We start from the raw sequence: 25684 nt of genomic DNA, 5'->3' as shown, positions 1-25684 counted from the left end.
GGAGCGGAAAGCCAAAAAGGGCGGTCCGCTGCCTCGGACCGCCCAGTTCAGGAAGGTTACAGGCTGCTGCCTTCTTAATCGGGCAGCATTTCCGCATCGGCGATGCCGTGTGGGGTACGGGTCCCCGGCACGCGGATGTCTTCCACAAGGTCCTGGATGTCCTGCGGCGGAGGTGCGGTCACCAGGGCAACCACGACGCCGACAGTCAGCGACAGGAACATGAACACAAAGCCGATCCCTTCAGGCGACACACCGAGCCACCAGTGCGAGGCATCCGTATCCACGAACTTGAAGTGGTAGATGTACCAGAAGGTGGTGATGAGACCGGTCAGCATGGACGCGATGGCGCCTTCACGGTTCATCCGCTTCCAGAAGATGCCGAGCACAATGACCGGGAACAGCGAGGCTGCCGCCAAGCCGAAGGCGAATGCCACCACCTGCGCCACGAAGCCAAGTGCAGAAGTGTTCATCCCCATGACCCCGGCCAGGACCACCGCACCTGCAGCTGCGCCGCGGGCCGTCAGCAGCTCCTGCTTGTCGGTCATGCCCTTGAAGAAGGTCCGCCGGCAGAGATCGTGGCTGACAGAGGACGAGATCACCATCAGGAGACCCGCCGCTGTCGACAGGGCCGCCGCAAGGCCGCCTGCCACGACGAGGCCGATCACCCAGGCCGGGAGGCCTGCGATGGACGGGTTGGCCGTCACGATGATGTCGCGGTCCAGCTTAGTGACTTCATTGTCCGCACCGGCCCGGTACTGGACGACGCCGTCGCCATTCTTGTCGGTCACCTCAAGCAAGCCTATCTTTTCCCAGTCCTTGAACCATTTCGGGATCGGCTTGCCGCCCTCGGCCACGATGGCGGCCGCTTCTGTGTCATAGTCGGCATCGGATGTGATATAGGTCGCCTCGTTCACCGTATCGATGAAGTTGAGACGGGCCAGCGATGCGACCGCCGGGGCCGTCGTGTAGAGCAGCGCAATGAACACCAGCGCCCAGCCGGCCGACACGCGGGCAGCGCCTGCGCTCGACACGGTGAAGAAGCGGATGATCACGTGCGGCAGACCTGCCGTGCCGAACATCAGCGCGCCGGTGATGGCGATCACGTCGAGCATGGACTTGTCAGTCTGCGTGTATTCCAGGAAGCCGAGATCCGTCACGACGGTGTTCAGCTTGCCAAGCATGGAGATGTCCTCACCCTTCACATTGGAGATGAAGCCAAGCTGCGGGATCGGGTTTCCGGTGACGATCAGTGAAATGAAGATCGCGGGCACCGTATAGGCGAAAATCAGCACGACATATTGTGCGACCTGCGTATAGGTGACGCCCTTCATGCCGCCGAGGACAGCATAGACGAACACGATCGCCATGCCGACCATGATGCCGGTGTTGAACTCGACGCCCAGGAAGCCCGAGAAGGCCACGCCCACGCCTTTCATCTGCCCGGCAATGTAAGTGAACGAAACGAACAGTGCACAGACGACTGCGATCAGGCGGGCCGTGGTCGAGTAATAGCGGTCCCCCACAAAGTCCGGCACGGTGAACTTTCCGAACTCACGCAAGAAGGGTGCCAGCAGCAGGGCCAGCAGGACGTAACCGCCGGTCCAGCCCATCAGGTAGACGGAGCCGCCATAACCCATGAAGGCAATCAGGCCCGCCATCGACAGGAAGGAGGCCGCCGACATCCAGTCAGCTGCCGTGGCCATGCCGTTGACGGTGGGGTGAACATCGTGTCCGGCGACATAGAAATCGTCGGTCGAACCGGCGCGCGCCCAGATGGCGATGCCGATATAGGTCCCGAAAGTCAGGACGACCCAGAAATAGGTCCAGAATTGCTCGTCCATCGTCTCAGGCCTCCACGCCGTATTTCTTCTCCAGGCGGTTCATCGCCCGGCAGTAATAGAAGATCAGCCCCACGAAGACGTAGATGGATCCGTTCTGTGCGAACCAGAACCCAAGGGGCGCGCCACCGATCGACACCTGGTCGAGCACGCTGCGGAACAGGATGCCTGCCCCGTACGACACGATGAACCAGATGGCGAGAAGGCTCAGGGTCAGCTTGACGACGTCGCGCCAGTACCCTTTCGCATCGATCTCTTTGATGTTGTGAGTCATTGTTTCCGTTTCCTCCCTTAGCCTATTTGGCCAATGCCTTATCCGGCTTCTTTGGCCGTTCTTGTTGTTTGGGTGCGGCAGCCGCAGGTTGTACGCTGACGCAAAAGGGCTGTCTCAGACAGCCCCACTTTGGTCTTAACTTTCCTGACGGATGCGCTTCGCGTGCCGGCGCTCATTCCAGCCACTCCACAGCAGCGCCCCGGCCAGTCCCAACCCGCCGATCAGGTAGACCTCACCGAGATCCACCCCGTTCGACAAGCTGAAGCCTGACGCGAGACGCACCGCATAAATCGCGATCATCAGCAGGCCGAAAGCCATCATCACATGCGATTTCAGCATCTTTTCCTCCCGTATTCTTTTCAGCAGTTTACGCGATTTGTGCCCATCACCATCCCCGACCTTGGTCTGAGGGGAAATCCGAATGAATGTCAGCGAAAGGAAAGCGTTGCAGGCGCACCGGCGGAACCTGCCGTAAACCCTTGCCAATACAGGGCGTATGGGCTACCTGCGCGCCTTCAGAAACGACGGCGCAAGGCCGTTCGTGTCAGCTTCTCACCTCACCGCAAAGGCGGGGCGGAGTCGAGGGCGAAAGGAAAAACAATGTCAAAACAACAGATTACCTTCAATGTCGAACTGCGTGAGCGCGTCGGCACCGGCGGCGCCCGTGAAGCCCGCAAGCAAGGCCTCGTGCCCGGCGTCCTCTATGGCGGCGGCAAGGATCCGGTGGCGATCAGCCTGAAGCGGAATGAAGTTCAGAAGGCCATCGAAACCGGTCACTTCCTGTCTTCCACCGCAACGCTCGTTCACAATGGCGAAAAGCAGCTGGTGATCCCGCAGGCGATCCAGATGCACCCGGTCTCCGACCAGCCGATGCACGTGGACCTGTTCCGCGTCGACGCCAAGCAGAAGATCAAGGTCGAAGTGGTTGTGCACTTCGTGGGTGAGGAAGTCTCCCCGGGCCTCAAGAAGGGTGGCACGCTCAACGTGGTTCGCCACGCGGTCGAACTGCTCGTTCCGGCCGGCCACATTCCGGAATCGCTGGAAGCCGACGTTTCCAAACTGGAAATCGGCGACAACGTGAAAATCTCCGACATCGCCCTGCCGAGCGATGCCGAGCCGACCATCACCGACCGTGACTTCACCATCGCCACCATCGCCGGCCGCTCGGCCAAGGCCGATGACACCTCTGCCGAGGCTGGCGAAGAGGAAGCTGCTGAAGAAGAAGGCGGCGAAGAGAAAGAAGACTAAGTCTCTTCCCTTCCATCCTTTAACGTGCGGCCCGCCTGTCCTATGTTGCCAGGCGGGCCGCTCACTTTTTACCCCTAAGCCCCGGCAGGAGGCGCATTCCTCATGTTGATCCTATCCGGACAGGGAAACCCCACAGACCGCTACGCAAAGAACCGGCACAATGCCGGCTTCATCCTGCTGGATGAGCTGCATGCACGGTACAAATTCGGTCCGTGGCGCTCGAAATTCGAAAGCCTGATCGCCGAAGGCAATGTCGGCGGCCAGAAAGTGCTGCTGGTGAAACCGCAGACCTATTACAACGAGACTGGGCGCGCGCTTTCAAAAGTGCTGCAGTTCTACAAACGCCCGTCAGAGGATGTGACCGTCTTCTATGACGAGATTGATCTTGCGCCGGGGCGCCTGCGGGTGAAACGCGGCGGCGGGCATTCGGGCAATAATGGCGTGCGCTCGATGATGGCGCATCTTGGCGAGAATTTCCGCCGCGTGCGCATCGGCATCGGCCATCCGGGCGACAAGGCCATGGTCATGCCGCATGTCCTGTCGGACTTCACCAAGGCAGACCTTCAATGGTTCGAGCCGATGGTCGATGCCATCGGCAGCGCCCTGCCCTTCCTGCTGGATGGGGATGACGAGCGCTTCCAGACCGAAGTGATGCGTCTCGCCCCGGCGCCGAAGCATGATCCGAAACAGGCCGCCCGGCGCGGCGACGCCTGATCAGGCGTCGATCTTTGCCAGTACAGCTGCTTCGGCCGCTTCCGCCATCGCCACCGCGCCAACGGTCCCGTGTGCCGGAACCGGGCTGCGCGCGAGGCCAAGGCAGGCCGCGTAGAACCCCTCGTCCGCTGCGCCCAGCGGATCAGGCAGCTCGGCGGAAATGTCGACCTTGATCTCATAGGGGGTCGAGTTCTCGACCTTGCGGGTCAGGAAGTCGATGGCGATTTCGCCTGACGGGTAAACCACATGCATGGAGCGCTGGCGCTCGTTGGCCGCGCGGCTGGCGGTCAGCCGGGCCTTGCCGCCGCAGGCATAGGAGAATTCCGCCGTTGCTTCGTCGATATGGGCAGAATGTACCCGGCGCCCGGTGGCGGTCACGCCGGTGAACTCATTGCCCAGCATCATCGCGGCAAGGTCCAGGTCATGGATCATCAGATCCCAGATGACTGATACATCGCCCGCGCGATTGTCCGGCGCAGGCGGGCCGGCGCGGACCGATTCCAGCAGAAGCGGCTTCTCCTCGATGGCCAGAACGCCCATCGCCTTCGCGACGAAACGCTCCTGATGGCCGACCTGAAGGATGCGGCCATGCGCGGCGGCTTCGTCCGCCAGGAAGCGTGCCGCCTTGCCGGTAAGGGCCAGCGGCTTCTCGCACAGGACGTGACGGTGGGCCTCGATCGCCTGCCGGGCCAGCGGCTCATGCCAGGTGGCGGGCACGGCGATGACGACGGCGTCGCACGCATCGAGAAATGCCTTGTAGTCGTCGAAGCCTTTTGCGCCGAACTGTTCGGCGATGCGTGTCGCCCGGGCCAGATCGATGTCGTAGACGCCAATCAGGTCGGTCCTGACCGAAGCCGCCGCTTTTTGTGCATGGTAGTTACCGAACACCCCTGCGCCCGCGACGCCCACTTTCAGCTTCGTCATGTCCTAGCCCTCTGTCCTGACCGGAATGGCACCCAACTGCCATGGTATCAAGGCCGTGGCACAGCCCGGCCGCAGCGGGTTTCTTCCCGATTGCCCCTTCACAGCGCTCACCTTCGCGCCCAACTAGGGCGCAAGACAAACACAAGAAACCAAGCAGGAGGAATCACGAATGACTACACTTACATCGACTGAATGGGCACTGGCCCGCCGCCCCGTCGGCCTGCCGCAGCAGTCCGATTTCCAAAAGAAAACGGTCGAAATCGCCGAACCGGGCCCGGGCGAGATCCAGGTCCAGAATTCGTGGATGTCGGTCGACCCCTACATGCGCGGGCGGATGTATGACCGCGAAAGCTATGTCCCGCCCTTCGGCATCGGTGAGACGATGACGGGCGGCGCAGTGGGCCGTGTGACCGCGTCGAACAATCCGGATTTCCAGGTCGGCGACCTTGTCCAGTCCATGAATGGCTGGCGCACGGCATGGGTCGGCGATCCGGCGACCGCCATGGCGGTGAAGCTGCCGGGCGACACCGGCCTGCCAGACAGCGCGTTCCTGGGTGTCGCGGGCATGCCGGGCCTGACGGCCTATGCCGGTATTCTGCGCATCGCGGAACTGAAGGAAGGCGACGTGGTGTTCGTCTCTGGCGCAGCAGGCGCGGTGGGCTCCACCGTGGTCCAGATCGCCAAGATCAAGAACTGCACCGTCATCGGCTCCGCTGGCGGGCCGGACAAATGCGCCTTCGTGAAGTCGCTCGGCGCAGACCATGTCATCGACTACAAGAAAGCCAAAGGCTTTGACGGTCTCGTGGCCGCCCTGAAAGACGCTGCTCCGAAAGGCATCGACGTCTATTTCGACAATGTCGGCGGCGACCACCTGGCCGCGGCCATCGAAGTGGCCCGCCCGCTGGCTCGTTTCGCCGAATGCGGGATGATCGCCCAGTACAACGAAACCGGTACGCCCGTTGGCCCGCACAACATCATCCAGGTCGTCGGCAAGCAGCTGAAGATCCAGGGTTTCATCGTCTCCACCCATGCCGATATGCAGCCGGCCTTCCTTGCAGATATGGCCAAATGGATCGCCGCAGGGCAGATGAAATTCCAGGAAACCGTGATGGAGGGAATCGACAAGGCGCCGGACGCCTTTATCGGTCTCTTCAGCGGTGCAAACACTGGCAAGATGCTTGTTAAACTGGGATAGTCATGGCGACCCTTTTCGACGCGTACATCATGGTGGACTGGAGCGCGGCGTCCAAGCCTGTGACCGGGCCCAATTCGATCTGGATTGGGATCCTGGCCAAGGACGCACGCCTGAAGCTGCAGTACCGCTCCGTGAATATCGAGACGCGTCTGAAAGCCCGCACTTTCCTTGAGGACATGGTCGGTAAGCTGACGAAGCGCGGCGACCGTGTTCTCTTGGGATTTGACTTCTCGCTTGGCTATCCGGCCGGCACGGCAGAGGCCCTCGGCCTCAAGCTGGACGGCAAGGCACCGTGGCAGGCAATGCATGAGCACCTCGCCGCGAAGCTGAAGGACAAGCCCGACAATTCCAATGCGCGTTACGCCATCGCCGCTGGCATGAACTATGCGATCTCCAAGGGGCCGTTTCCCTTCTGGGGCGCGCCGGTGCGCGATGTCGTCTCGACACTGGGCAGCACAAAACCCGATTTCACCGATGCGCCCCTGTCGGAATACCGCATCGCAGAAGCCTATCTCCGGGACAATAAAATCGGCCAGCCGAAGTCCATCTGGCAGCTGGCCTATACCGGCAGTGTCGGCAGCCAGTCCCTGACCGGGATTCCGCATGTCCACGCCCTGCGCGAGGCCTGGCCTGATGCCCGGATCTGGCCGTTCGAATTCGATCCCGCAGAGCCCCTGACTGAGGAAGCGCTCACTGACGTGAAGGTCGTGATGACCGAGATTTACCCCTCATTGACCAAGGCAACCCCCGAATCCGGCGAAACACCGGATGCGGCCCAGGTCCGCGGAATCGCCCATTATTTCGCCTCCCTCGACGAAAAAGGGGCCCTTCCAGCTGCTTTTTCCACAGCCAAAAGCGTGGATACGGCAGAAAACACGAAAATTCAGGCCGAAGAGGGCTGGATTCCAGGCATATAGCCCGTGTTTATTGGGAATCCGGCGTGTTCAGGGTTTCCGAATCGTGGACTAGTCGAACCAACGGCGGGGCATCGCCGTTTAACTCAGAGGAGAACCCGTATGAACAAGGGTGAACTTACGAAGGCAGTGGCCGCTGCTTCGGGTCTGTCGCAAAGCGACGCCGGCAAGGCCGTTGATGCTGTATTCGATACGATCGCTGACGCGGTGAAATCGCGTAAGCAGGTCGCCATCGCAGGCTTCGGCACTTTCGCGCCGAAAACCCGCAATGCCCGCACCGGCCGTAACCCGGCAACCGGTGAACCGATCAAGATCCCGGAGAAGACATCGGCTTCCTTCAAGCCAGCCTCCGCAATGAAGGATCTCTAGGACCGGTCATCCGTTACCGGAACAATTAGAGTTTCAGGCGGCGTGTCCTTTCAAAGGACGCGCCGCTTTCAGTTCCAGCATCAGCGTCTGCAGCGTCCCCGCTACGAACACGCCAATCAGGGCGCCTTCCATCATGCCGTTCGCCCCATGCCCCTGCACGATGCCCAGCCAGTAGCAGGCCGGCAGCATCACCAGGAAGAACGAGCCGATATGGATCAGGCTTGGCGACCAGACGATTTCCTGTGCCCGCAGCGCGAAGGACGCCGTGGCCTGAATTCCGTCGAACACCGTCATGACCGATGCCAGGAACAACAGCGATGCAATGGCCGGCGCAATCCGGACACCGTCGATCACCGCTTCGCCATCGACCAGCAGCACCGAAAGCGGCCCACTGAAGATGACGAGGCCGAGCCCCAGCGTCACACCGGTCAGGATCGTCGCCGCCACGCCGAGGCGGCCGGCATTGACCACCTCTTCCTTGTTGCCACGGCCGAACGCTTCCGCCACCCGGACACTCGTTGCCGAGGCGATACCCATGTAGAACATGAAGCAGAAGCCGACGAGCTGGATCGTGTATCCATACACCGTATTTGCGGCCAGGCTGATCCAGGTCGCGATCGTGAAGGTGAGGTTGAACCCGCCCCATTCCGCCACATTGGAAATGGCCGAGCCGATACCGACTTCAAACTGGCGCCGCGCCTCGCCCGGTTCCGCCTTGGTCGACGCGCGGAAGGCCGGCGTCAGGAAGAGGACCGCCACGAACATGACGACCGCGATCGCATACCGCGAGCCGGTCGTCGCAATCGCGACGCCCTCTGCGCCCATCTGGGGCAGGCCCCAGAACCCGCCGACATAGGCAAGGTCCAGCACGATGTTCAGAAGCACACCGCCATAGCTGATGACGGCCACCAGTGTCGGCCGGCGCAGCGCCTCGAGATAAAGGCTGCACACAGTCGAAATGGTGAAGCCCGGCAAGGCCAGCGCCAGGATGCGCGTAACCGATGCTGTTGAGGCCGCGACATGTTCCGGATCGGCCAGGCCGACATCATTGGAGCGTGGCGCGATTTCGACGAATAGCCAGTAAAACAGAGGTTCCGCGATCAGGACCACAATACCCAGCAGGCCCAGGCCCAGCCCGATGGCCGCGACCATCCCGCGCCGGAAGATACGACCCGACTGGGCGTGGTGACCGATGCCCAGCATCTCCGACGTCAGCACCTGCACCCCGATCAGGATGCCCATGCTGAAGCCCAGCGTCACGCCCATGGGAAGCCATGAGTTCAGAACGAACGGCAGCTCTCCGGGCGCAAACTGGCCGAGCACCACAGCGTCCGTCATGCTCATCAGCATCATCGCCATGCGCGAGATGGCAATCGGCACCGACAGGCGCAACAAATCAATAATGTCCCCAAGCCGGACCCAGGCCGGCCAGTTCATGCTCCGCATTGGAATACCCTCTGCCCGGCGTCATACGCCGGGCTGTGTGTCTTGTTGAATTATGTTGTGCGAAGCAAGGCCGGATCAGGTCCGGCCTTGTAAAGTTTCCGTGTCCTGACGGAGACGGATCTGGCTGTCGCACCCGGCCTGAAAGGCCGGTTTAAAAGCGTGCGTCAGCCGGCCTTGCGGGCCGCGTCCTTGCCGTTGCCGAGCGCCTGAAGCTTCTCTGCCACCAGGAAGGCCAGCTCCAGCGCCTGCTCACCGTTCAGTCGCGGGTCGCAGTGCGTGTGGTAGCGGCTGGAGAGGTCGTCCTCGGAGATGGCCTGCGCGCCGCCGATACATTCGGTGACATTCTGTCCGGTCATCTCGAAGTGAACCCCGCCTGGGTAACAGCCTTCGGCATTCATGACGTCGATGAACTGGCGCACCTCGGAGAGGATACGGTCCACCGGACGCGTCTTGAAGCCGGAGTCGGTCTTCAGCGTGTTGCCGTGCATCGGATCGCAGGACCACACCACCGTGCGGCCGCTTGCCTTGACGGCACGTGCCAGCGGCGGCAGTCCCTGCGCCACGCCATCGGAGCCAAAGCGCGTGATCAGCGTGATCCGGCCTGCCTCGTCTGTCGGGTTGATCGTCTCGATCAGGCGGACAAGCTCGTCCGGCTCCATGCCGGGGCCGCACTTGATGCCGATCGGGTTCTTGATCCCCTTGCAGAAATTGACATGGGCATGATCCACCTGACGGGTCCGGTGGCCGATCCACAGCATATGGGCCGACGTATCGTACCAGTCGCCAGACGTGGAATCGATGCGGGTCAGCGCTTCCTCATAGCCAAGCAGCAGGGCTTCGTGGCTGGTGTAGAACTCCACCTGCGCCATCTGAGGCACGGTTTCGGCGTTCAGGCCGACCGCTTCCATGAAGCGCAACGAGGCCGAGATCTGGTCCGCCAGCTTCTCATAGCGTTCGCCCTGAGAGCTGCGATCCACGAAGCCGAGCATCCAGCGGTGCACGTTGGCGAGGCTGGCATAGCCCCCCTGACTGAAGGCGCGCAGCAGGTTCAGCGTCGCTGCCGACTGGGAGTAGGCCTGAATCAGGCGCTCCGGATCGGGCATGCGGGCTTCCGGCGTGAAATCCATTCCGTTGATGTTGTCGCCCCGGTAGGACGGCAGCGTCACGCCATCGATCGTCTCGATCGGAGCAGACCGCGGCTTGCCGAACTGGCCGGCAATACGGCCCACTTTCACCACCGGCTTGGCAGCGGCGAAGGTGAGCACGACGGCCATTTGCAGAATCACGCGGAACGTGTCGCGGATGTTGTCCGGATGGAATTCCTTGAAGCTTTCGGCACAGTCGCCGCCCTGCAGCAGGAAAGCATCGCCTGCGGCCACTTCGGCCAGACGTGTTTTCAGGCGTCGGGCTTCCCCGGCAAAAACAAGCGGTGGAAACGAGCGCAGACGGGCCTCTACTGCAGCAAGTGCTGCAGTATCCGGGTAATCTTCCGGGATGTGCTTCGCCGGCAGTTCGCGCCAGTCGGAAGGGGTCCAGTTGCTCATCTTACGCTCCATTGATGGCCGCATTAATCACATGGCAGGCGATCGCTCAAGTTTCACCACAATTTCACAGCAGAAAGCTGGCGGAATCACCCCGCCTCCCCTTACTTAGACAGGACCTGAGGCAAGCCTGAAGGGACCGCCGCGAGATCATGTCTCACGTCTACATCGCCCACTCGACGCTGGACCTCGACGACCTGCTGAAGCTTCACGAAGCGATGCGGGCCGCCTCCATTCCGGTCAAATTCGCGCCTGACGACGACAATGACCGTCAGCGCAACAATGAACACATCGACGATGCGTTCGCGATGATCGTGCTGGTCTCGGCCTCCTCGGTGCGTTCGAAGTCGGTTCGGCAGGATATCGAGCGCGCCAAGGCCCGCGGCCTGCCGCTGATCCCCTACCAGATCGACAAGGCCCGCCTGAACGGCTTCTTCAAGCAGGAAGTCCAGCCGCATCTGCGCCTGTCCAGCACCACGCCCGGCGGTCTGGAGCAGCTTGTCCAGCAGACCCAGGATGCCTACAAGAGGAAGTGCCCGGTCATCGCGGTGATGAACCTCAAGGGCGGGGTCGGCAAGACCACTGTCTCCGCGCAGGTGTTCGGCGCCTGGCACGCCATGGCGGGCGGACGCATCCTGCTGATCGATCTCGATCCGCAATACAATCTGACCCAGACTTTCTATGAGATGGACGTCGCCGACGAGAGCGCGGCAGCGGACCGGTCGGTCATTTCGCTGTTCGAACGCTCGCGCCTGCATACCCGCGACGCAGAAAGCCCGGCGGAGCACTGGCTGAACCTGTCGACGGAGCCCTTTGCCCCGGTTGCGCGGGACTATCTCGTCCACGACCTCATGGCAGACGGCAACAGCCCGCCCGGCCGGTTCGACATCATTTCCGGCCAGTTCGAGATCTCGAAATACGCCTTCGCCACCGACAATGAGGCCCTGGAAAAGATCAAGCTCCACTTCCTGCGCCAGGTGGACTTCTATCGCAGCGAATATGACCTGATCGTGTTCGATACCAACCCAAACGCAACCTTCCTGACGCGCTGCGCGCTGGAAGCGGCAGACCGCGTTCTGGCGCCGATGCATACCGATATCTATTCCCTGCGCGGGGTGAAGCTGCTGAACCAGGTCGTGCGGACGCAAATCCCGGCGGCAAAGCGCCCGGCTCTTTCCGTGCTGTTCAACGCAGTCAGTCGCTCCGAACAATCCACATTCGAGGCCGATGCCCGGAATGGAGCGTTCGATGACGTTGCCGGCTTCAAGCTGTCGGATGCCTTGCTGAAATCAGCCCTGCCGCGATCAAAGCACCTTGCCATCAAGCCGCCGCAGGAAGGGCAGCCGGCCTGGAAACAGCTGGTCATTCATTCGGGACGCGGCGGCGGGCTGAAGCAGATCCGCGAAAGCCTGAAGACGATTGCGCTGGAACTGAAGACGCTCTGCGACGAGACGCACTAAAGCACGTTCGGAGCAATCGGCTTCGATGGCGAACGGAGACTTGCGCGAAACAATGACATGACGCGCGACCGCGTCAGGCGTTGCTCGTCACTTCCGGCACCCATTTCGTCCGCATGGTTACGAGCTCTTCCGAGACGGAGGGGTGTACGGCACAGGTGCGGTCAAAGTCCGGCTTGGTGACGCCCATCTTGATGGCGATGCCAACAGCCTGGATGATTTCAGCCGCATCGTCGCCCACCATGTGAACGCCGAGCACTTTTTCATCCGATGCACGCACGACCAGCTTCATCAGTACACGGCTAGTATTGCCATTGAGGGCGTTCTTCATCGGTTTGAAATTGGTCTTGTAGATATCGATATCCGCGCCATAGGCCTTGCGGGCATCGGCCTCGCTGAGGCCGACCGTGCCGACTTCCGGTTGGGAGAAGACGGCCGTCGCAATATCCGAATGATCGAAGTGCCAGGGGTTTCCGCCGAACTCGGTATCGGCAAAGGCGTGGCCTTCACGGATCGCAACCGGCGTCAGCGCCACACGGTCGGTGACGTCGCCAACAGCCCAGACGCTATCGACATTGGTCTTGGACCATTCGTCCACCTTGACGGCGCCATTGTCGTCCAGCTCAATCCCGGCGGCTTCGCAGCCGAGTCCTTCAGTATTCGGGCGGCGGCCAACGGCCATCAGCACGACATCGGCATCGATATGGCTGCCGCTCGAAAGTGTAATGTGAAGCGGAAGGTCCGCACCGTCCCGCTTCTCGATCTTGTCGAACACCGCGCCGGTCACAACCCGTACGCCGGCTTCTTTCAGGCCTTCATGCACCGCCGTACGTACATCGGCATCGAAGCCGCGCAGCACCTCCTCGCCGCGATAGACGAGGCAGGTCGGCACGCCGAGCCCGGCGAAAATGTGTGCGAACTCAACTGCGATGTAACCGCCGCCTGCGATCACGACATGCTTCGGCAGGTCTTCCAGATGAAACACCTCATTCGAAGTGATGGTGTGTTCCACGCCCGGCAGCTCTTCGCGGGACGGGCGCCAGGGCGCGCCGCCGACGGCGATCAGAATCTTCTCAGCGGTGATCGTCTTGCCACTGTTTTTCAGGCGAACCGTATGGGCATCCACGAACTCGGCACGTTCTTCGAAGATATCGACGCCCGCATTTTTGAGGTTGCGAAAATAGATGCCCGACAGGCGATCGACCTCGGCATGCATCGCGGCGGCGAATGTTCCGTGATCGTACGAGACGTCACCAACGCTCCAGCCATAGCCGGCAGACTTCTCGATGTCTTTCCCATACTGGCTGGCATAGACCATGAATTTCTTCGGCACACAGCCGCGGATCACGCAGGTACCGCCCATCCGGTATTCTTCCGCAAGTCCGACCCGCGCGCCGGCGATGGCTGCGATACGCGCCGCGCGCACCCCACCGGAGCCGCCTCCGATCACAAACAGGTCGAAGTCGTAAGCGTGCTCAGCCATGGGTCATGTCCTTGAAAATCTTGTGCGTGTCTGCGGGCGCATATGGGCGCGCCGTATCAGAATTCAAACACCGTCGCCCCGGCTTCATTGCCGATAATCACCGTCCGGGCGATGCCGATAAACAATCCGTGTTCGACGACACCTGGCACGCCGGAGAGGCGCGCAGCCAGGGATTCTGCATCCGGAATGCGCTGGCAATGGCAATCCAGGATGTAGTTTCCGCCATCCGTCACGACCAGCCGGCCGCCCGGTTGGGCCCGTAATTCCACGCGCGGACGGTCGATCCCGCTGGAGCAGAGCGCATCATAAACCTTCTTGGCGGTGATTGTGTAGCCGAAGGGGGTTACCTCCACCGGCAGAGGGAATTTTCCGAGGCGTTCGACCTGTTTGGAAGGGTCGGCAATCACAACCATGTGATCGCTGGCATTGGCGATAATCTTCTCGCGCAAGAGAGCCGCACCGCCGCCCTTGATCAGGAACCCATGCTCGTCCACCTCGTCAGCCCCGTCGACGGTTAGGTGGATACGCTCGATCTGTTCGGACGGGATAAGGGGGATACCCAGGCTCTCCGCCTGGCGGCGCGTCTGCTCGCTGGTCTCAATGCACCGGACGACGAGGCCGTCGGCAATCTCTTCCGCCAGCATTTCGACGAAGTATTTCGCAGTCGAGCCAGTGCCGAGACCGATGGTCATACCGTCTTCGACGAACTCCATCGCCGCGGCGGCCGCGTTCTGCTTTTCCAGCTCATTTGCCATCCTCAGCCCTTTTTCTTTTCGGCTTTCCTCGCCATCATCTTTTCCCGGAACGCCGTTGCCCAGCCCTTGCGTTCCACCTGCTTGCCACGCGCGACGGCCAGCGCTCCGGCTTCGACATCCTTGGTCACCACGCTGCCGCTGCCGACATAGGCGCCGTCGCCAATGTTGACAGGCGCCACGAGCGCAGAGTTCGACCCGATGAAAGCGCCGTCGCCGATGGTCGTGCGGTATTTGAAGAAGCCATCATAATTACAGAAGATCGTGCCCGCTCCGATGTTTGTGCCGGCGCCGACTTCGCCATCGCCCAGATAGGACAGATGACTCGCCTTGGCGCCTTCGGCCATGCGCACATTCTTCACCTCCACGAAATTGCCCACAAACGCTGCCTGTTCCAGCACCGCACCCGGGCGAAGCCGCGCAAACGGGCCGACCGATGCAAACTGGCCGACATCCGCGCCTTCGAGATGGCTGAACGCCCGGATCTGCGCACCGGACCGGACCGTGACCCCCGGGCCGAACACAACATTCGGTTCGATCACCACATCCGGCTCCACCTTCGTGTCATAGGAAAAGAACACGGTTTCCGGCGCAATCAGGGTTACACCTCCATCCAGCGCCTGCTTGCGGCAGCGTGCCTGGAAGATGGCTTCGGCTTCGGCGAGATCCGCCTTGGAGTCACAGCCGATCAGATCCTCTTCATCGCAGCGGACCGCCTGGCATCGCTTGCCTGCTGCCCGGGCCAGACCGACGAGGTCGGTCAGGTAGTACTCGCCCTTGGCATTGTCGTTCGTTACTTTTTCCAGAAGCCGGAACATGTCCTCGGCGCCCGCCGCCATGACCCCGGAATTGCAGAGTGTGACCAGAAGCTGTTCAGGCGTTGCTTCACGCGCCTCGATGATCGCTTCCAGCTCGCCGTGGCCAGATGTGATCAGGCGGCCATAGAGCCCCGGCTCACGCGTGTCGAAGCCGAGCACGCCAACCGTGGCGCCCTCTTCCAGCGAACTGAACAGTTCTTCGATGGCGTCTGCCGGAACCAGCGGGGAGTCGCCGTAAAGCACGACAAGGGCACCTTTAAATCCACCAAGCGCATCGGCTGCGCATCGGACTGCATGGCCCGTACCCATCGGCGGGTCCTGAAAGGCGACCGGGATATCTCCTGGTAGGCTGGCGATATGCTCGATCAGCAGGCCCTGCGATGGATGGGCAACGACCACGATTTCCGAACAGCCGGCCTTGCGGGCCAGGTCCACAGACCAGTCCACCATGGGGCGGCCGCCGACCGGGTGCATCACCTTGGGCAGGCTCGACTTCATCCGCGTGCCCTTGCCGGCGGCGAGGATTACCGCGGCGCGGGGTCTGGCAGTCTGGCTCATGACAGGGACCTCTCGCTTTCTTCTGCCCATTCGCCTAGATCAAAGGCCGATTCAAGGCGAGGGGCGAGCGGGAATTGGAGCAAGCATGACAGGATGGCTGGACGGCTGGACCGTGGTGTTCGATCTCGACGGCACGCTCGTGGATACGGCGCCGGATCTGCTGAACGCGCTCAATCACGTTCTGGACCATGCCGGACTGGAAACCGTGGACCTTCAAACCGTTGCTGGCATGATCGGCCATGGCGCCAAGGCGATGATCCAGAAGGGCATGGCACATCAGGGCCTGACGCCCTCCGACGCCGAACTCGAAGGCCTCTTCGCACGCTTCCTTGTGTACTATGCAGACCACATCGCGATCGGCTCCCGCCCGTTTGACCAGGCGCCGGAAATTCTGGACGGTCTCGCCGCCGATGGCGCGATCCTGTCGGTCTGCACCAACAAGAAGCAGGATCTTTCCGACAAATTACTCGAGGCGCTGGGCCTCAGCCCCCGCTTTGCCGCCATTATCGGCGCCGACAGCGTTCCATCGAAAAAGCCGGACGGTGACCACATCGTGCGGACCGTTCAGGCCGCGGGCGGAAATCCTGCCCGTGCAATCATGGTGGGTGACAGCCGCACAGACGAAAGGGCAGCCCGGAATGCCGGACTGCCCTTCGTATTTGTGCCATTTGGCTATGAAGCCGAAACAGTGGAAGCGATTGGCGCGGACGCCGTCGTCTCTCACTATTCCCAACTGCCGGCGGCGCTCTCGCGCCTGATCAGTTAGGCAGTGGCTTCTGCGCGCGGGCGATAGCTCGGACGTGCGGCCGACGCATCCGGATTGATCCGGCGGCGGGGCATGCCGTTCACCATGTTGCTGCGCACATCTGTGCGGGCGCTGCGCATGGCAGGCACAAAGCCGGCGTCGATGAGGTCGACATCCACTTCGTAGCCACGCTCGGCCCAATAGGCAGCAATTTTCTCACGCAGGCGCTTTGCGCCTTCTTCGTCACACCAGTCTTTCATTTTCTCTCTCTCCAGGCGTTTTTGTTTTTCAGGGCCGAAGGGCCCCTGCCTGTCCTTCTTAGGGTCTACATTTCTGCGAGCCGTTCGCGGCCCGTCTCGTGTGACTGCAAAATGACAATGTTGGCGTTCAATCTCAAGACCTATTTCAAATGAAACCAACGTAATGTTCTAGGATGAACAAACGTTCAGAATGAACATCTGTTCATATAGTGGAAATATGACGGCAATGTTTACGGTGTTCCTGTAGAAAAGCGTAAATCCCTTATACCACGCCTGTCCCGCAGATAGGTGACAGCCTTGATTTCGCCGCAATCCCCCGCCGAAAATCCCGCTCCCAAACCATGCATTGCAGCATATCATTGCATAGCAGCTATGACTCGGGTGTCACACAACTCGCAGGAGAATGTAGCCTGATCGGGGGACAGAAAGCTGATACACACGCTTCAGCTTTCCCGCTTGACCTCGCGACTCAGTCAGATTAACCCCGCTCTCTTCCGGAACGGGCGATTAGCTCAGTGGTAGAGCACTGCCTTCACACGGCAGGGGTCACAAGTTCGAACCTTGTATCGCCCACCATTTCCGTTCCTCCCGTCTCCGTCGAGCAAGGCCACCTGACACAATGCGTGGTCCCTTCCGCAAAGCGCGCTATAAGCCGCGCGATGAAATCGCTGCTTCGCTCTTCCATCGTCGCCGCCATCCTGGGCCGCCTGATCTGGGCATGGATGGCGCTGGTGGCCCATACAGTCCGCTGGACCGTCGAAGTGGACCCTGCCGCCCGTCAGGCATGGCGGGACCACGATGGCATCGTGGTCGCGTCCTGGCACTCCCGGATCATGATCCTGCCGTCAGCCTGGATCCGCTTCATTCGCGGCTGGAAAGACCGGGTGAATCGCGCAGCAATGCTGATCTCGTTGTCGCCGGATGGTGAAGCTGTGGCCCGGGCGATCGATCATCTCGACCTTCACGCAATCCGCGGATCGGCGGCGAACAAGAAAAAGCGCAAGGACAAGGGCGGTGCCCGGGCCATCGCAGAGGCCACCCGTCTGCTGAAAAGCGGCAGCGCCGTATGCATTACGCCGGACGGGCCCCGTGGCCCCGCCGAACGCGTCAGCCCCGGTGCGATCATGATCGCGCAGCGGGCCGGGGCACCAATCGTGCCTTACGCGCTGTCCGTGAAGCCCTGCTGGCGCCTGGACACCTGGGACAGATTCATCATTCCCTTCCCTTTCTCCCGCGGCGCCATCATTCTGGGCGCGCCGGTCGAAGCGCCCCGCTCTGCAGACCCTGAAACACTGCGCGCCGAATTGCAGGTTCGACTTGATGAAGTGACCCGCCGGGCTGATATGCTGTGCGGCCGCATATCGGAAACAGAAACGGATCCCGCTTCCAGATGACCTTCGCGCTGCACGTGTATCGCGTTCTGACCAGCGCGCTGTCGCCTTTCCTGGGCTTTGTGCTGAGTGCGCGGGTCAAACAAGGCAAGGAAGACTTCTCACGCCGGAATGAGCGGATGGCGCGGCACCTACCCGTGCTGCGCAACAATGGTGTGCTGGTCTGGCTGCACGGGGCAAGCGTCGGCGAGAGCCGCCTCCTGCTGGAACTCGGAAACCGTCTTCTGGACGAGCGGCCTGACCTGATGCTGCTGTTCACCAGCCAGACGCAGACATCGGCCAAGCTGATGGGACCGATGCTGCCCGACAACGCCGTCTATACAATGGCCCCAATCGATACGCCGGCCGCTGCCCGGCGTTTCATACGGCACTGGAAGCCCAGCCTCTGCATCTTCGGCGAAGGCGAGATCTGGCCCAACCTGATCCTTGAAGCCGAAAAGGCCGGAGCAAAACGCGCTCTGGTCAACGCACGGATGACCGAGAAGTCCGCGCAGGGCTGGCAACGCTTCCACCAGACCTTCCGGGCGCTTGTCGGCCGGTTCGACGCCGTGCTGGCGGCGGATGAGGACACCGCCCGGCGGCTGGCCAACCTGATGGGGAAGCCTGTCGTCTGTGCCGGCAATCTGAAATCTGCCCTGCCGCCGCCGTCCGCCAATGATGTTGAGCTGCGCCGGATGCAGGAATCCTTCAAGGGCCTGCGCAAATGCTATCTCGCCGCCTCCACGCATAACGGCGAAGAAGCCCTGTTCCTGGATGCGATGAAAGCTGCGCCGGACGCAGCCCTCATCCTTGCCCCGCGCCATCCGGAACGCGGCCCGTTGATTGAAGACCTCCTGCGTGCCCGGAACATTCCCTTCGCCCGGCGCTCACGCGGGGAAGCACCCAATACAAATACAAGAGTCCTGCTGGCCGACACGATGGGCGAGATGGGTATCTGGTTCCGGCTCGCCGATGCCGTCTATCTCGGCGGTGGGCACACGCCGGACGTCGGCGGACACAATCCGCTGGAACCGATCCGGCTCGGCAAGCCGGTGGTCTCCAGTCCGGATGTGTTCAACTTCGCCAACATGATGGAAGACCTGTCGGAGCGCGGTTTGATCCGCCTGCTCAAGACTCCCAAGGCCATCGGACGCGCGTTGGTGACCATGGCACCGCCGTCCAGTTCCTCACTCGACCTTCTTGAATATGAGGCCGACGCGCCCATGCAGGCGACGCTGGGGGCCATTCTTCCGCTGCTCCCGGAAAAAGGGCTGCTGGAATGAAGGCGCCGCACTTCTGGTCGGCCGGCCTTGATCCGAGATCCCGCGAAGCTGCGCCGCTGACCCGTCTTCTGCTGACGCCTCTCGCAGCGCTTTACACCTTCGGCATCCGCCGGAAGCTGTCCCGCGCCAAACCGGAATCCATCCCGGCACGGATTGTCTGCGTCGGCAATCTGACGGTTGGCGGTGTGGGCAAAACCCCGGTCGTGAAAGCCATCCGCCGCAGGGCCAGCGAAGCCGGCCTGCGCACGGCAAGCCTTTCGCGGGGCTATGGCGGCAAGCTTGAAGGCCCGCTGAAAGTGGATCCGGACAAACACAATTCCGCCGACGTTGGCGATGAGCCGCTGATGCTCGCCGCCACAGGCGAAGCCTGGATCGGGAAAGACCGCGCCGAAGCGGCCCGCACCATGGCAGAAGACGGCGTCCAGCTGATCGTCATGGATGATGGACACCAGAACCCGTCCGTCGCCAAAGACCTCTCCCTGATCGTGATCGACGCCGCCGCGCCCTTCGGCAATGGCCACGTTCTGCCCAAGGGGCCGCTGCGCGAACCGGTCGCCGACGGCCTGGCCCGCGCCGATGGCGTGATCCTGATGGGAGAAGGCAAGGAACTGACGGCGGTACAAAAGTCGCGATTGCCTGTGGTACGGGCCGGACTGGCCCCCGCAGGTGATGTGCCTGAAGGCCCACTGGTCGCGTTTGCCGGCATCGGCCGCCCGGTGAAATTCTTCGACAGCCTGACCGCAGCCGGCGCTGACCTACAGGACAGCGTGCCCTATGGCGACCATCACGCCTACACTGCAGGCGATTTGAAATTCCTGCATGACCTCGCCGCCGAGCGTGGGGCACGCCTGATTACAACGTCGAAAGACCATGTGCGCTTGCCTGCGGAAGAACGCGCGCGCATTCTTGTCTTTCCCGTCGAAGCCCGCTTTGAGGATGAGGCAGCGCTCGCCGCGCTCCTCGCCCCAATTCTCAAGCCAGTTCTCACGCCGGATAAAGCATGAGCGATCCGCAGCAGAAAACCGGATATGTCCGCCCGAAGGACATCGATAACCGTGCCAGCTTCTGGCAGCGGGTCCAGTGGCGGCTGGAAACGATCGCCTGGGACTGGATCTACTGGGCACCGGTCAAGGCGATGGGGCCGGAACGCGCGTCCAACTTTGGCGGCTGGCTGCTGCGCCAGATCGGCCCGCGACTGTCTCAGCACAAGACGATGCGGCGGAACCTGAAAATGGCATTTCCCGAATGGACGGAGGAGCAGGTGGAAGAAACCGCCCTCGCCGCCTGGGAATCTGCCGGGCGCACAGCGGGCGAGCTGCCGCACCTACCAAAGATCGATCCGTACACATCTGGACGAGTGGAAATCGTCGGCCTCGATATCCTGGACCGCATCCGCGACAGCGGGAAAGGCGCGGTGTTCATCTCCGGCCACTTCGCAAACTGGGAAATCATGCCGGCCGCAATCACCAAGCGGATCCCGCATGCGGTGATGACCTACCGGGCGCTCAACAATCCGCACATCGACCGGCGCATTTCGAAACTGCGTCATGACTACGGCACGGCGATCAACGCGCCGAAGGGCATCGGCACGCGGGAACTGATGCGGGCGCTTGCCAAGGGTTCCCCCATCGCGCTGATGAACGACCAGAAATTCAACGAAGGCGTGGCCGTCCCCTTCTTCGGCCGCGAGGCAATGACCGCACCGGGCCCGACGCGCCTCGCCTTGAAATACCAGGTGCCAATTGTACCTGTTTCAACCATCCGCACCGGCCCTGCCCGTTTCCGGATCGAGTTCCACGAGCCCTATGTGCCAGAAGATACCGGCGATTCAGATGCCGACATTCTGCGCTCGGTCACGCGGATCAACAAATTCCTGGAAGCGCAGGTCCGCGCCCATCCCGGCCAATGGTTCTGGCAACACCGCCGCTGGCCCAAGGAAGCCTGGAAGGAAGCCGGCATCACCTGATGTGCCGAGCTTGTCCTAGCTCAACATGGTTTCCAAGTCGGCAACTCTCTTTTCCGAATTCCCCCGTTTCCGGCACCGCTTGCTTAAAAAAAGCTAATTATGTTTCCCGGGTAGCTGCCAGGACGGCAGGGGGATTTACTTTTTACCAGGCGCTCGCCGGGAGGGCACTGATGAACGCATTCCAACTCGACCCATCCATGTTGAAGGGGCCGTCGGATACATCGCCGCAGATCATCGAGTCTTCGCTGAGGGCAATCCGCGAACACCTGGACATGCCGGTGGCCTACCTCTCGCAATTCGTGAACGGCCGCGTCGTTTACCGCAATGTCGATGCGCCCGGTTATGAGCATCTGATCCGCGCCGGCGCCAGCCGCAGCATGGATGAAGGCTATTGCGGCCTGATCATCGCCGGCCGCCTGCCGCAAATGATCCCGGACACGTCTGAGAACCAGCTGGCTGCCTCCCTGCCGATCACCCGCACCCTTCCGATCGGGTCTCACATTGCCATTCCGATCCATCTGGAAGATGGCACGATCTACGGCATGTTCGCCTGCCTCAGCCCGAAACCAAATACGAGCCTGAACTCGCGCGACCTGGAAACGATGCGCCTGTTCGCCAATCTCGCGACGCAGCAGATTCATGCCAATCACCGCACCGAGCGCATCATGCGCGAGAAGCGCATCCGCATCGAGTCCGTGCTGGAAGAGAAAGCCTTCGAAATCGCCTACCAGCCGATTGTCGACCTGGGTGACATGCAGCCGAAAGGCTTCGAGGCGCTGTCCCGCTTCTCCGCTGAGCCTTACCGCACACCGGACATCTGGTTCGCTGAAGCTGCCGAAGTGGGCCTTGCCGCCGAACTGGAACTCGCGGCCATCCGGCATGCCGTGCGGGCGCTGAACGTCCTGCCGGCAGACCAGTATGTGTCCGTCAACGCCTCACCGCAGACCGTGATCAACCCGGCCTTTGCGCCAGCCTTCTCCGGCCTTCCGCTGTCGCGCATCGTACTTGAGATTACCGAACACGCGATCATCGAGGACTATGACCTGTTCACGAAGTGCCTGGCACCGCTGCGCAAGCGCGGCCTGCGCATCGCAGTCGATGATGCCGGCGCCGGTCATTCCTCGCTGCGCCACATCATCCAGCTGAGCCCGGATTTCGTGAAAGTGGACATCAGCCTGACGCGCAACGTCGACGCCGACCTTGCCCGCCGCGCACTGATTTCTGCCCTTCTGCACTATACTCGTGAGACGAGCGCCCAGATCGTTGCAGAAGGTATCGAAACCGAAGCCGAACTGCGTACCCTGAAGCTGCTCGGCGTCCGCCGCGGCCAGGGCTACTTCCTCGGCCGCCCAAGCATCAACGCATTCGGTCCGCCGAAAGAAGAGCTACGTAAAGCGTAGGCATACTAACCCATCCCCTCTTGCAGCGCCGGTCCGAAACGACCGGCGCTTTTTTCTTGTCGTGGCCAACTGAACTGGCCGTTAGACACAGGCGCAAAGCAGCATAAAGTTCCTGCCGACTGAGAGGATGAATCGTCATGCATTATGGCCAGATCATTTCCTGTATCGCCCTTGCCTCCGGCGCGGCGATGGGGCTTGGCGCCCTGATCTCCCCGCGATGGGCGTCCGGTGTCGTGCGCCTCGTCGAAGATCCTGACCCGGCCCGCCCGGGCGGCTATTCGGAATTCCGCGCCACCTATGGCGGCCTGTTCCTGATGGCGCACCTGTCGGCGCTGCTGATCGCGATCTACCTGCCCGCCATCTATGCCGGATTTGCCGCCTTACCCCTCGCCCTCGGATGGATCGGCGCAGGCATTGGACGCTCGCTCTCTCTGCTGGTCGACAAGGACAAGAATCGCGCCCGCGGCCTCATCCCCGTCTGGATTCCGCTTGAAATTATCATCGGCCTGGCGATTGGATCCAACCTCATCCAGATTTACGAAACCATCCGGACCTTCATGCAATGACACAGAAACTCCTCACCAGCCTTGCGGCGCTCTTCCTCGTTGGCTGCGTGTCAACCCCAACTTTCGCCAACGCCGAGCAGGTCGATGTCGAGAAGGCAACCGAGATCCTCGGCAAATCGGTGGCGTACGACACGGTTGCAGGCCGCGGACAGGTCCCGGCTTATGCCGAATACCTTGCAGGCGAACTGAAGGCTGGCGGCTTTCCGGAGGAGGACGTTGAAATCGTCCCATTGGGCGAGACCGCGACCCTGATCGCAACCTACCACGGCCGGAACTCCAACGCGCCGATCCTGCTGAACGCCCACATGGACGTGGTCGAGGCGAACCCGGCCGATTGGGAACGCGCGCCGTTCACAATGGAAACCGACGGCACCTATTATTATGGACGCGGCGTGCTGGACGACAAGTTCGGCCTCACCATGCTGGTCACCACACTGCTGCGCCTAAAGCGCGAAGGGTTCGAACCCGAAAACGACATCATCCTTATCCTGACAGGTGACGAAGAGACCGCGCAAAAGACGGCCGAGACGATTGCACCGCTCTACCGGGATGCACGTTACGTACTGAACGCCGATGGAGGTGGCGGCACCTTGAACGAGGATGGCAGCTTCGCCTTCTACAGCCTGCAGGCTGGTGAAAAGACCTATGCAGACTTCAAGATCACCATCACCAATCCCGGTGGCCACTCCAGCCGCCCGACCGCGCACAATGCAATCGTCGACATGGCGGGTGTTCTGGAACGGATCGGCACTTACCAGTTCCCTGTCCGCTCAAGTGAACTGACGCGCGCTTTCTTCGCCGAAACGGCCAAGCGCACGGAAGGCGGTTTGGGCGAGGCGATGGCGCGCTTCTCGACAAATCCGGACGACGCCGAAGCCGCAGCAGAGCTGTCGAAACATCCGGAATATGTCGGTCAGGTCCGCACCACGTGCGTGCCAACCGAGATTACCGGCGGCCATGCACCAAACGCCCTGCCGCAGAGCGTGGTGGCGAACATCAACTGCCGTATCTTCCCCGGCATTCCGTCGCTCGACGTGATGGCGAAGCTGCAGGAACTGGCGGGCGAGAGCGCACAGGTGACATTCCCGGAAGTCTTCCCGCAGTCTGAAACCTCACCGCTGCACCCGGAGGTCATGACCGCGCTGCGCAAGGCCGTCGATGCCCAGGCCCCCGGACTGCCGATTATCCCGTCCATGTCCGCCGGCACGACGGACGGCCTGTTCTTCCGCAAGGAAGGCATCGATACCTATGGCGTCACCGGCATCTTCATGAAGCCTTCGGACGAGTATGCTCACGGCCTGAACGAGCGTGTGCCGGTCGCCTCCATCCCCGGCGCACTGGACCATTGGTATGTGCTGATCACTGAACTGTCGAAGTAACCGGCAGTCAAAATCCCTTGCATCAACGGCCCGGATGACGGATTCGGGCCGCTGACATTGAAAGGAAGCCATCATGACGGAGCGTCGAGAGACGGGCCGCCTGCGCCGCAAGCCTGCTAGCGCGAGAGGCAAACCGGGCGACAAGCCCAACTACAAATCTGGCCCTCGGGGTAAATCCAGCGCACCACGCGGTCCGGCTGAAGAAACCGACTGGAGCGAAGGCGAGCGGATCGCGAAGTATCTCGCACGGGCTGGCGTTGCCTCCCGTCGCGAAGTCGAGCGCCTTATCGAGGAAGGCAAGGTCACGGTCGACGGCAAGAAGCTGGCGTCACCGGCCTTCAAGGTCACCGGCAAGGAACTGATCCGCGTCGGCCGGCGCACCATCTCCGCCCCGGAAGCAACGCGCGTCTGGCGCTATCACAAGCCCTCCGGCCTGATCACAACCAATGTGGACCCGGAAGGCCGCCGGACCATCTTTGACGAACTGCCCCGCACGCTGCCCCGCGTCGTCACGGTCGGCCGTCTCGACCTCACCACTGAAGGCTTGCTGCTGCTCACCAATGACGGCGCCCTCGCCCGGGCTCTGGAACTGCCTTCCAGCGGGTTGGAACGGACCTATCGCGTCCGTGCCCATGGCACTGTGACGCCGGAAAAGATCGAAAAGCTCGCCCAGGGCATCACGGTCGAGGGGGTGAAATACCAGCCGATCCGGGCGGTGCTGGATCGTGAGACCGGCGCCAACAACTGGCTGACGGTGACGCTGGCCGAAGGCAAGAAGCGGGAGGTACGCCGCGCGCTAGAGTCGCTGGACCTGATGGTCAACCGGCTGATCCGCGTCTCCTATGGCCCGTTCGAACTGGCGGAACTGAAACCGGGACAGGTGGACGAAGTCCCGCCTGACCTGCTCGTCCAAGCGGTTGGCGACTTGTACGAGGGCGTCAAGCACTCGGCGCCTGCCTGGAACGGCGGCGCACCTCCGCGGTCGAAACCGGCCGTCAGGAACAGCAAACCCGGCCCGAAGCCTGTCTCGAAACCGGCGGCGAAAACACGCGGCAAAAAAGGCCGGAAGCCAGAGGAAGAATGGTCAACCAGCCCCGATCGTACTTCCCCCAAGTCACGCCTTGGCACCAAGCCGCCTTCCGGTAAGCTGTCAGGCAGCAGAAAACGCAGCAAGCCACGCTGAG

Annotated in this window: 25 protein-coding genes and 1 tRNA gene; 16 read left to right on the top strand and 10 right to left on the bottom strand. The window is 61.8% G+C overall.

The genetic code is table 11. The features are described 5' to 3' along the window. Positions 1-74 precede the first annotated feature (74 nt). The 3 genes from HY26_RS02735 to HY26_RS02725 form a co-directional block, all read right to left on the bottom strand. The gene (locus HY26_RS02735) at positions 75-1841 is read right to left on the bottom strand and encodes a sodium:solute symporter family protein (RefSeq protein ID WP_112072886.1); all 1767 of its coding nucleotides are present in this window, start codon (positions 1839-1841) and stop codon (positions 75-77) included. Positions 1842-1845: 4 nt separating this feature from the next. Beyond that, the gene (locus HY26_RS02730; protein ID WP_034768239.1) at positions 1846-2112 is read right to left on the bottom strand and encodes a DUF4212 domain-containing protein; all 267 of its coding nucleotides are present in this window, start codon (positions 2110-2112) and stop codon (positions 1846-1848) included. 135 nt (positions 2113-2247) lie between these two features. Then, positions 2248-2451: a hypothetical protein gene (locus tag HY26_RS02725; RefSeq protein ID WP_112072885.1), complete on the bottom strand. Its 204-nt coding sequence runs from the start codon at positions 2449-2451 to the stop codon at positions 2248-2250. 261 nt (positions 2452-2712) lie between these two features. Between HY26_RS02725 and HY26_RS02720 the strand changes: the two genes are divergently transcribed. Next, entirely contained in the window at positions 2713-3360 is a 648-nt protein-coding gene (locus tag HY26_RS02720; protein WP_034768237.1) for a 50S ribosomal protein L25/general stress protein Ctc, read from the top strand. Positions 3361-3462: 102 nt separating this feature from the next. Further along, positions 3463-4074: an aminoacyl-tRNA hydrolase gene (pth, locus tag HY26_RS02715; protein ID WP_034768236.1), complete on the top strand. Its 612-nt coding sequence runs from the start codon at positions 3463-3465 to the stop codon at positions 4072-4074. On the opposite strand, the gene HY26_RS02710 is transcribed toward pth, so the two are convergent. After that, positions 4075-4998: a Gfo/Idh/MocA family protein gene (locus HY26_RS02710; protein WP_034768234.1), complete on the bottom strand. Its 924-nt coding sequence runs from the start codon at positions 4996-4998 to the stop codon at positions 4075-4077. A 169-nt stretch (positions 4999-5167) separates the two neighbouring features. Between HY26_RS02710 and HY26_RS02705 the strand changes: the two genes are divergently transcribed. The 3 genes from HY26_RS02705 (at position 5168) to HY26_RS02695 (ending at position 7476) form a co-directional block, all read left to right on the top strand. Next, positions 5168-6193, top strand: coding sequence for an NADP-dependent oxidoreductase (locus HY26_RS02705; protein WP_112072884.1), 1026 nt, complete (start codon positions 5168-5170; stop codon positions 6191-6193). Positions 6194-6195: 2 nt separating this feature from the next. Continuing rightward, positions 6196-7110 (top strand): hypothetical protein, encoded by a 915-nt coding sequence (locus tag HY26_RS02700; RefSeq protein ID WP_112072883.1) that lies wholly within the window; start codon positions 6196-6198, stop codon positions 7108-7110. 99 nt (positions 7111-7209) lie between these two features. Further along, a complete protein-coding gene (locus HY26_RS02695) occupies positions 7210-7476 on the top strand; it encodes an HU family DNA-binding protein (protein WP_034768228.1) in 267 nt (88 codons plus the stop codon). A 33-nt stretch (positions 7477-7509) separates the two neighbouring features. Here HY26_RS02695 and HY26_RS02690 read toward each other — a convergent pair whose 3' ends face one another. Both HY26_RS02690 and HY26_RS02685 read right to left on the bottom strand, forming a co-directional pair. Next, positions 7510-8913 (bottom strand): MATE family efflux transporter, encoded by a 1404-nt coding sequence (locus HY26_RS02690; RefSeq protein WP_233351514.1) that lies wholly within the window; start codon positions 8911-8913, stop codon positions 7510-7512. 173 nt (positions 8914-9086) lie between these two features. Beyond that, a complete protein-coding gene (locus tag HY26_RS02685; RefSeq protein ID WP_034768226.1) occupies positions 9087-10466 on the bottom strand; it encodes a class II 3-deoxy-7-phosphoheptulonate synthase in 1380 nt (459 codons plus the stop codon). Between the two features lie 149 nt (positions 10467-10615). Here HY26_RS02685 and HY26_RS02680 point away from each other — a divergent pair, with 149 nt between their 5' ends. Next, complete coding sequence (locus HY26_RS02680; RefSeq protein ID WP_034768224.1) at positions 10616-11923, top strand: ParA family protein; 1308 nt, start codon at positions 10616-10618, stop codon at positions 11921-11923. 73 nt (positions 11924-11996) lie between these two features. Here HY26_RS02680 and gor read toward each other — a convergent pair whose 3' ends face one another. The 3 genes from gor to glmU are packed head-to-tail and all read right to left on the bottom strand — an operon-like array spanning position 11997 to position 15531. Beyond that, entirely contained in the window at positions 11997-13403 is a 1407-nt protein-coding gene (gor, locus tag HY26_RS02675) for a glutathione-disulfide reductase (protein WP_112072881.1), read from the bottom strand. A 56-nt stretch (positions 13404-13459) separates the two neighbouring features. Beyond that, a complete protein-coding gene (gene rpiA, locus HY26_RS02670) occupies positions 13460-14158 on the bottom strand; it encodes a ribose-5-phosphate isomerase RpiA (protein ID WP_034768221.1) in 699 nt (232 codons plus the stop codon). Positions 14159-14160: 2 nt separating this feature from the next. After that, positions 14161-15531 (bottom strand): bifunctional UDP-N-acetylglucosamine diphosphorylase/glucosamine-1-phosphate N-acetyltransferase GlmU, encoded by a 1371-nt coding sequence (glmU, locus tag HY26_RS02665; protein ID WP_112072880.1) that lies wholly within the window; start codon positions 15529-15531, stop codon positions 14161-14163. Positions 15532-15616: 85 nt separating this feature from the next. Between glmU and HY26_RS02660 the strand changes: the two genes are divergently transcribed. After that, positions 15617-16297: an HAD-IA family hydrolase gene (locus tag HY26_RS02660; RefSeq protein ID WP_034768216.1), complete on the top strand. Its 681-nt coding sequence runs from the start codon at positions 15617-15619 to the stop codon at positions 16295-16297. On the opposite strand, the gene HY26_RS02655 is transcribed toward HY26_RS02660, so the two are convergent. Then, entirely contained in the window at positions 16294-16536 is a 243-nt protein-coding gene (locus tag HY26_RS02655) for a hypothetical protein (protein ID WP_034768214.1), read from the bottom strand. The genes HY26_RS02660 and HY26_RS02655 overlap by 4 nt on opposite strands. 501 nt (positions 16537-17037) lie before the next feature. Here HY26_RS02655 and HY26_RS02650 point away from each other — a divergent pair. From HY26_RS02650 to HY26_RS02610, 9 genes are all read left to right on the top strand, one after another. Further along, a tRNA-Val gene (locus tag HY26_RS02650) sits at positions 17038-17112 on the top strand. An 83-nt stretch (positions 17113-17195) separates the two neighbouring features. Beyond that, on the top strand, positions 17196-17930 hold the full coding sequence (locus HY26_RS02645; RefSeq protein WP_051600174.1) for a lysophospholipid acyltransferase family protein: 735 nt from the start codon (positions 17196-17198) through the stop codon (positions 17928-17930). Beyond that, the gene (locus tag HY26_RS02640; protein WP_112072879.1) at positions 17927-19189 is read left to right on the top strand and encodes a 3-deoxy-D-manno-octulosonic acid transferase; all 1263 of its coding nucleotides are present in this window, start codon (positions 17927-17929) and stop codon (positions 19187-19189) included. The genes HY26_RS02645 and HY26_RS02640 overlap by 4 nt, the downstream gene beginning before the upstream one ends. After that, positions 19186-20193, top strand: a complete 1008-nt coding sequence (lpxK, locus tag HY26_RS02635; protein ID WP_112072878.1) for a tetraacyldisaccharide 4'-kinase — start codon at positions 19186-19188, stop codon at positions 20191-20193. The genes HY26_RS02640 and lpxK overlap by 4 nt, the downstream gene beginning before the upstream one ends. Next, complete coding sequence (locus HY26_RS02630) at positions 20190-21155, top strand: lysophospholipid acyltransferase family protein (RefSeq protein ID WP_112072877.1); 966 nt, start codon at positions 20190-20192, stop codon at positions 21153-21155. The genes lpxK and HY26_RS02630 overlap by 4 nt, the downstream gene beginning before the upstream one ends. 170 nt (positions 21156-21325) lie before the next feature. After that, positions 21326-22555 carry an EAL domain-containing protein gene (locus HY26_RS02625; protein ID WP_034768210.1) on the top strand — a complete coding sequence of 410 codons (1230 nt, stop codon included), beginning with the start codon at positions 21326-21328 and terminating at the stop codon, positions 22553-22555. 137 nt (positions 22556-22692) lie between these two features. Then, positions 22693-23121, top strand: a complete 429-nt coding sequence (locus tag HY26_RS02620) for a hypothetical protein (RefSeq protein WP_112072876.1) — start codon at positions 22693-22695, stop codon at positions 23119-23121. Next, a complete protein-coding gene (locus tag HY26_RS02615) occupies positions 23118-24500 on the top strand; it encodes a M20/M25/M40 family metallo-hydrolase (protein WP_112072875.1) in 1383 nt (460 codons plus the stop codon). Before HY26_RS02620 ends, HY26_RS02615 begins: the two co-directional genes overlap by 4 nt. Positions 24501-24573: 73 nt before the next feature. Next, entirely contained in the window at positions 24574-25683 is a 1110-nt protein-coding gene (locus tag HY26_RS02610; protein WP_112072874.1) for a pseudouridine synthase, read from the top strand. Position 25684 lies beyond the last annotated feature (1 nt).

Origin of the sequence: Hyphomonas sp. GM-8P, assembly GCF_003263315.1 — a bacterium.
In the GTDB taxonomy this organism is placed as follows: Bacteria; Pseudomonadota; Alphaproteobacteria; order Caulobacterales; family Hyphomonadaceae; genus Hyphomonas.
This window is presented reverse-complemented; position numbering and strand designations above follow the sequence as displayed.